The organism is Burkholderia sp. AU17457 (genome assembly GCF_002223255.1).
In the GTDB taxonomy this organism is placed as follows: Bacteria; Pseudomonadota; Gammaproteobacteria; order Burkholderiales; family Burkholderiaceae; genus Burkholderia; species Burkholderia sola.
Map to the genome: position 1 here is coordinate 184,475 of NZ_NKFB01000002.1, position 7,461 is coordinate 191,935.

The window sequence follows — 7,461 nt, forward strand, 5'->3', positions numbered from 1 at the left end:
AGGCAGCCCGGATGACGGTTGTGAACGAGACGCGGCATGGATGGCGCGTCTCATGCGCGCAGGGCGTGCCGGTCTGATCGCTGGTGTGCCCGTGTGATTTCAGTTCGCGTGATGCTCTGCGTGTCACGTCGAACGACGCGTTGGAGTAGAACAGCCCGATCGGCGTTGGCCGACCGGGCTGTTCCGTTTGCAGGCACGGATTCGCCGCGGCGCGACGTGCGCGCGGCGAACGAGCTCAGCCCTTGCGTTTGTCGACGACGCGGCGCGCCTTGCCGACCGAGCGCTCGATGCCGTTCACGGGCAGCACGTTGATCACGGCCGTCACGCCGATCAGCGACTTGATGTCGTACGCGAGTGCCTGTTTTGCCGCCTGGATCGCCGCGGTATCGGGCGCCGTCTCCGGGCAGGGCTCGACGTTGAGCGTCAGCACGTCGAGCGGGCCTTCCTTCGTCAGCACGATCTGATAGTGCGGCGCGAGCACGCGCTGCTTGAGCAACTGTTCCTCGATTTGCGTCGGGAACACGTTGACGCCGCGCACGATCATCATGTCGTCCGAACGGCCGGTGATCTTCTCCATTCGCCGCATCGTGCGAGCGGTGCCCGGCAACAGGCGCGTGAGGTCGCGGGTGCGGTAGCGGATGATCGGCAGCGCTTCCTTCGTCAGCGACGTGAACACGAGCTCGCCGAGTTCGCCGTCCGGCAGCACTTCGCCGGTTTCGGGGTCGATGATTTCCGGATAGAAGTGGTCTTCCCAGATGGTCGGGCCGTCCTTGGTCTCGACGCATTCGGACGCGACGCCCGGGCCCATGACTTCGGACAGCCCATAGATGTCGACGGCGTCGATGCCCATCCGCTGTTCGATCGCGACGCGCATGTCATTGGTCCACGGCTCCGCGCCGAAGATGCCGATGCGCAGCGAACTTTGCACGGGATCGAGGCCCTGGCGCTCGATCTCGTCGGCGATCGACAGCATGTAGCTCGGCGTGACCATGATGATGTCGGGCCGGAAGTCCTGGATCAGCTGTACCTGCTTTTCGGTCTGCCCGCCGCCGAACGGGATCACTGTCAGCCCTGCGCGTTCGGCGCCGTAGTGCGCGCCGAGCCCGCCCGTGAAGAGGCCATAGCCGTAGCTGACGTGCACCTTGTCGCCACGGCGCGCGCCGGCCGCGCGAATCGAACGTGCGACGAGATTCGCCCACGTATCGATGTCGGCGGCCGTATAGCCGACGACCGTCGGCTTGCCGGTCGTGCCCGACGACGCATGGATACGCGAGATCTGGTCCTGCGGCACCGCGAACATCCCGAACGGATAGCTGTCGCGCAGGTCGCCCTTGGTCGTGAACGGGAAGCGCGACAGGTCGGCGAGCGTCTTCAGGTCGTCCGGATGCACGCCCGCTTCGTCGAACTTGCGGCGATAGACGGGCGAGTGGTCATACGCATGCCGGAGCGACCACTTGAGGCGTTCGAGCTGCAGCGCGGTCAGCTCGTCGCGTGAGGCGGTCTCGATCGGCTCGAGCGGTAGCGGGGTAGTCATGCATGTCTCCAGTGTTTGTTATGGGCGGGCCGTCGACGTCAGCGGTCTTCCGGGATGACCGTGCCCTTGATCTGGGCGGATTTGCCGCGAAACATCGCGACCGTGTCGCCTGTCTGGTTCGTGACGCGGATGTCGTAGATGCCCTGGCGGCCGGCGCGCGCCTGTTCGATCGCCTCGGCCGTCAGCATGTCGCCGCCGTGCACGGGGCGCAGGAATTCGATCGAGCAGCCGGCCGCGACCGCATTCACGTTGTACGAGTTGCACGCGAACGCGAACGTCGAATCGGCGAGCGTGAAGATGATCCCGCCGTGGCAGGTCTGGTGCCCGTTCAGGAATTCGGGCCGCACGCGCATCTGCAGGCGGGCATAGCCGGCGCGTACTTCGGCGATTTCCATGCCGAACGTGCGGCTGCAGGCATCGGCGTCGTACATGGCCTGCGCGGCGGCGCGGGCGAGCGAATCGGGGTCGAGCGTGGCGGTGGCGTCCGTCATGTCAACGCCCCTCGAAGCGCGGTGCGCGCTTCTCGATGAAGGCCCGCGCACCTTCCGCATAGTCGTGCGACTGGCCGAGCTTGCGTTGCAGGTCGCGTTCCAGGTCGAGTTGCTGATCGAGCGTATTCGTGACGCTGTCTCGCATCGACTGCTTGATCGACGCGATCGCGAACGTCGGCTGCTGCGCGAGCTGGGCGGCGACCTGGCGGACCGTCGCGACGAGCGCGTCGTCGTCGACCGCGCGCCAGATCAGGCCCCACTGTTCAGCCTGTTCGGCGCCGAGCTTGTCGCCGGTCAGCGCGAGTCCCAGCGCGCGCGCCATGCCGATGCGTTGCGGCAGGAACCACGTGCCGCCCGAATCGGGTACGAGCCCGATCTTCACGAAGGCCTGGATGAAACTGCTCGAGCGGGCGGCGAACACGAGATCGCATGCGAGTGCGAGATTCGCGCCGGCGCCGGCCGCCGTGCCGTTGACGGCGGCGATCACTGGAATCGGCAGACGCTGCAGGCGGCGAATCAGCGGATTGAAATGCTCGTCGATCAGCGCGCCGAGATCGGTGGATGCGCCCGGCGTGAAGTCGAGGTCGGCCAGATCCTGGCCCGCGCAAAAGCCGCGCCCCGCCCCCGTCAGAATCAGCGCGCGTGCACCGGCCGTCTCGACTTCATCGAGCGCCGACTGCAGTTCGCGATGCATCGCCCGCGTGAAGCTGTTCAGCTTGTCGGGGCGGTTGAGCGTGATCGTGGCCACGCGCGCGGCCTGATCGATATCCAACTGGATCGCCTGATAGGACATGCAGTATCTCCGTCATGACTTCGTTATAGGCGCGCGGCGCGGCGGTTACACGCGTTCGATCGCGAGCGCGATGCCCTGACCGACGCCGATGCACATCGTACAGAGCGCGAAGCGGCCGCCGGTACGCTCGAGTTGATGGAGCGCCGTGGTGACGAGCCGCGCGCCCGATGCGCCGAGCGGGTGGCCGAGTGCGATCGCGCCGCCGTTCGGGTTCACGCGCGGATCGTCGTCGGCGACGCCGAGCATGCGCAGCACCGCGAGCCCCTGCGACGCGAACGCCTCGTTCAGTTCGATCACGTCGAACTGGTCGATCGTCATGCCGAGCTGGCGCAACAGTTTCTGCGTGGCCGGCGCGGGGCCGATGCCCATCACGCGTGGCTCGACGCCGGCGGTCGCCATGCCGACGACGCGCGCCCGGCGGCGCAGGCCATACTGGTCGGCGGCCTGCGCATTGGCGAGCAGCAACGCGCAGGCGCCGTCGTTCACGCCCGACGCGTTGCCGGCCGTGACCGAGCCGTCCGGGCGCACGACGCCCTTCAGCTTCGCGAGCGCCTCGAGCGACGTTTCACGCGGATGCTCGTCGCGCGACACGACGATGGCGTCGCCTTTCTTCTGCGCAATCGTGACCGCGACGATTTCTTCAGCGAGCGTGCCATCTTGCTGCGCCCGCGCGGCCTTTTGCTGGCTGCGCAGTGCGAACAGGTCCTGATCCGCACGGCTGATGTGGTAATCGACCGCGACGTTCTCGGCGGTCTCCGGCATCGAATCGACGCCATGCAGTTGTTTCATCAGCGGATTGACGAAGCGCCAGCCGATCGTCGTATCGAAGATGTCGGCCTGGCGCGCGAACGCGCTCGCGGCCTTGCCCATCACGAACGGCGCGCGCGTCATGCTCTCGACGCCGCCTGCGATCATCAGGCGCGCTTCACCTGCCTTGATCGCGCGGGCGGCCGTGCCGACCGCGTCCATCCCGGAGCCGCACAGCCGGTTCAGCGTCGTGCCCGGCACGGCGGTGGGCAGGCCCGCCAGCAGCGCCGACATGCGCGCGACGTTGCGATTGTCCTCGCCGGCCTGGTTCGCGCAGCCGTAGATCACGTCGTCGATCGCCGCCCAGTCGACGTCGCGGTTGCGCTCGATCAGCGCCTTGAGCGGCACCGCGCCAAGGTCGTCGGCGCGGACATCTTTCAGGGCGCCGCCGTAGCGGCCGATGGGAGTGCGAATCGCGTCGCAGATGTAGGCGTCTGTCATGAGCGTATCGGAGAGTGACGAACCCGCCGGGTGTCGGATTCGTTCATGGTAGAGAACATGGCGGCGTTTGCACGTCGGCCAATCGGGTTATGCCGTCTGGCCAGCTTCCGCCGGTGCTGCCTTCGGAGCAACATGGACGCGACTTTGGACCACGCGGAACCGGTTGGCGACGAATGCCGGATCGGCCAGCGCGGCGTTGGCCGCCGGGTTCGCGCCCGTGCCGTGGAAGTCGGAGAACGCGGCCGACTGATTGACGAATACGCCGCTCGTCAGGTTGATCGACAGCGCGACCCCGCCGCGCACCGCCGCGTCATGCGCGGTGTCGATGATTGCGTCGTCGGTGCTGTAGACGGAGAGGGTCAGCGCACCATGCTCGGCGGCGATTTCACCGGCCAGATCGAGCGACTGCGCGGTCGAGTCGGTTGCGATCACGAACGAAATCGGGCCGAACCACTCCTGCGTGAATTTCTCGCGATCGGCCACGTCGAGTTGCAGCACGAGCGGCGTGCGCACGCGCGCGTCGGGGAAGGTGGGATGCTGGAGCGTCACGCTGTCCGCGAGCACGCGGCCGAGCTTGCGCGCGTCGTCAACGCGCGCGGTCACGCCGTCGTTCTGGATCGCGCCGATCAATTCGACCGAGCGTGCCGGGTCGCCGGTGAGTTTTTGCACGGCAACAGCGATCGCTTGCGCGACTTCGTCGAAGCTCGCATGGCCGTCGGCCGTCCGGATACCGTCGCGCGGCACGTAGATGTTCTGGGGCGCCGTGCACATCTGGCCGGAGTACAGCGCCAGCGAGAACGCGATGTTCTTGGCGACGGCCTTCAGGTCGTCGGTCGAGTCGATCACGATCTGGTTGACGCCGGCTTTCTCGGTGTAGACCTGCGCCTGGTGGGCGTGGCGTTCGAGCCACGTGCCGTTCTGCGTGCTGCCGGTGAAGTCGATCAGCTTGATCTCGGGGCGCAGCGCGAGATCCTGAACGAGGGCACCGTCGTTGGGTTCGGTCGCGAGGAGGGTGACCACGTTCGGATCGAACCCGGCTTCGCGTAGCACGTCGCGGGCGATCCGCACCGTGATCGCGAGCGGCAGGATCGCGCCCGGGTGCGGTTTGACGATCACGGCATTACCGGTTGCCAGGTCGGCGAACAGGCCCGGGTAGCCGTTCCAGGTCGGGAACGTGCAGCAGCCGAGCACGAGGCCCGTGCCGCGCGGCACGATCGTATAGCGCTTGTGCATCGCGAGCGGCGGGTTCTTGCCTTGCGGCTTTTCCCAGTGCGCATCGGCCGGGATGCGGCGCAGTTCGTCCCACGCATAGGCGACCGCCTCGAGGGCGCGGTCCTGCGCGTGCGGGCCCCCGGCCTGGAACGCCATCATGAAGGCTTGCCCGGTGGTGTGCATCACGCTGTAGGCGATTTCGAAGCTTGCGCGATTCAGGCGCGCAAGAATTTCGAGGCTGACGCCGATCCACGCGCTCGGGCCGGCTTCGCGCCACGTGCGTTGCGCGGCGGTTGCCGCAGCGATCAGAGCGTCCGGCGTCGATTTCGGATACCGGATGCCCAGCGCGATGCCGTACGGCGAGCGCTCGGCGCCGACCGTATCATCGGACGCCGGCTGGTCGAGCACGAAGGTCTTGTCGAGGTGCGACTTGAACGCAGCCTCGCCGTCCGCGCTTGCGCTTTCCCCGTACACTTTGGGGCTCGGCATTTCGGCGAACGGGCTCCAGTACCCGCGGCTCTCGATGGCGGCGAGTGCGTGTTTCAGCGTGTCTTCGTGCTTCGTGAACAGGGCATGGGTCATGGCGGCAGCCTGATGAACATTGAGAGGGATCGGATCGATTAATTAACCGACCGGTTGGTCGGAGAATGGTAGCATCAAACTATTCGCATGTGCGAGGCGTTTCTCATTTCATTGATCGAGGAGAAATAGATGGCTTACGAGAACATCTTGGTGGAGACCCGGGGGCGTGTCGGTCTGGTGACGCTGAACCGTCCGAAGGCGCTGAATGCGCTGAACGATGCGCTGATGGATGAGCTGGGCGCTGCGCTGAAGGCGTTCGACGCGGACGACGATATCGGCGCCATCGTCGTGACCGGCAGCGAGAAGGCGTTTGCGGCCGGCGCGGACATCGGCATGATGGCGACCTACTCCTATATGGATGTTTATCGGGGCGACTACATCACGCGTAACTGGGAGACGGTCCGCGAGATTCGCAAACCGATCATTGCTGCGGTTTCGGGCTTTGCGCTGGGTGGTGGCTGCGAACTTGCGATGATGTGCGACATCGTTTTCGCGGCGGACACGGCCAAGTTCGGCCAGCCGGAAATCAAGCTGGGCGTCATGCCGGGTGCGGGCGGCACGCAGCGTCTGCCGCGTGCGGTATCGAAGGCGAAGGCAATGGACATGTGTCTGACCGCGCGCTTCATGGACGCCGCCGAGGCCGAGCGTGCCGGGCTCGTATCGCGCGTGCTGCCGGCCGACAAGCTGCTCGACGAGGCGATTGCCGCGGCGGCGACGATCGCCGAGTTCTCGCTGCCGGCGGTCATGATGGTCAAGGAGTCGGTGAACCGCGCATACGAGACGACGCTGGCTGAAGGCGTCCACTTCGAGCGCCGGTTGTTCCATTCGTTGTTCGCGACGGAAGACCAGAAGGAAGGGATGGCGGCGTTCGTCGAGAAGCGGAAGCCCGTGTTCAAGCACCGCTGATCGGCCGGCGCGGCGATAGGTATCTAGTGACTGATCTGTATCCGTTGTCGATGCGATTGCCTCGCCCGGTGCTTCAAAGCCTCCGTGCGCGTCAGCGCACGGAGGCTTTTTCAAACTTTCTTCACAAAGAGCTTGCGCGGATGGGGGCAGGTGCTTAGAATCACGCCTCTTTCGCGCTAACGGAAACGCGGCGCGGGAGGAAGGGAAGCGGTGCTGTCGGGGTTCGGGATGTAGCGGGCCATGGCGGCGCAGGAAGATGGCCCGGCAGTCGCAACGATGTAGTGTAAAAGTTGTTGACGAACTGCGAAACACGGTTCATAATCTCGCTTCTCTGCTGCTGAAAACGCAGCGCTGCCGGGAAACACGAAGTTCCTCGCAGAATGCTCTTTAAAAATTAACAGCCGATAAGTGTGGGCGCTTGATGGCAGCGAGCTGATCCTCGGATCAGAAAGCGAAAGTATCAAGAGTCTCACACTAAAGTAAGTCAGGTTTATGAAGTGATTCATATTCCTGTCAGCTTTGAGTGAGCGACCGGTTCTTAACCGAACCGAAAACAGTAACAGGTTTGAACTGAAGAGTTTGATCCTGGCTCAGATTGAACGCTGGCGGCATGCCTTACACATGCAAGTCGAACGGCAGCACGGGTGCTTGCACCTGGTGGCGAGTGGCGAACGGGTGAGTAATACATCGGAACA

General features: G+C 65.2%; 6 protein-coding genes and 1 rRNA gene. 2 read left to right on the plus strand and 5 right to left on the minus strand.

Features of this window, described 5'->3' with window-relative positions:
• Positions 1 to 235: 235 nt before the first annotated feature.
• The 5 genes from paaK to paaN form a co-directional block, all read right to left on the minus strand.
• A complete protein-coding gene (gene paaK / locus CFB49_RS02260) occupies positions 236 to 1,534 on the minus strand; it encodes a phenylacetate--CoA ligase PaaK (protein WP_089490632.1) in 1,299 nt (432 codons plus the stop codon).
• Between the two features lie 38 nt (positions 1,535 to 1,572).
• Entirely contained in the window at positions 1,573 to 2,025 is a 453-nt protein-coding gene (gene paaI, locus CFB49_RS02265) for a hydroxyphenylacetyl-CoA thioesterase PaaI (protein WP_089490633.1), read from the minus strand.
• Position 2,026: 1 nt separating this feature from the next.
• A complete protein-coding gene (paaG, locus tag CFB49_RS02270) occupies positions 2,027 to 2,818 on the minus strand; it encodes a 2-(1,2-epoxy-1,2-dihydrophenyl)acetyl-CoA isomerase PaaG (RefSeq protein WP_089490634.1) in 792 nt (263 codons plus the stop codon).
• A gap of 45 nt (positions 2,819 to 2,863) precedes the next feature.
• On the minus strand, positions 2,864 to 4,066 hold the full coding sequence (gene pcaF, locus CFB49_RS02275) for a 3-oxoadipyl-CoA thiolase (RefSeq protein ID WP_069619500.1): 1,203 nt from the start codon (positions 4,064 to 4,066) through the stop codon (positions 2,864 to 2,866).
• An 87-nt stretch (positions 4,067 to 4,153) separates the two neighbouring features.
• Complete coding sequence (gene paaN / locus CFB49_RS02280) at positions 4,154 to 5,860, minus strand: phenylacetic acid degradation protein PaaN (RefSeq protein ID WP_089490635.1); 1,707 nt, start codon at positions 5,858 to 5,860, stop codon at positions 4,154 to 4,156.
• 129 nt (positions 5,861 to 5,989) lie between these two features.
• Between paaN and CFB49_RS02285 the strand changes: the two genes are divergently transcribed.
• On the plus strand, positions 5,990 to 6,766 hold the full coding sequence (locus CFB49_RS02285) for an enoyl-CoA hydratase (protein ID WP_069619502.1): 777 nt from the start codon (positions 5,990 to 5,992) through the stop codon (positions 6,764 to 6,766).
• A gap of 567 nt (positions 6,767 to 7,333) precedes the next feature.
• Positions 7,334 to 7,461: ribosomal RNA gene (locus CFB49_RS02295) — 16S ribosomal RNA — on the plus strand; the annotation flags it as partial.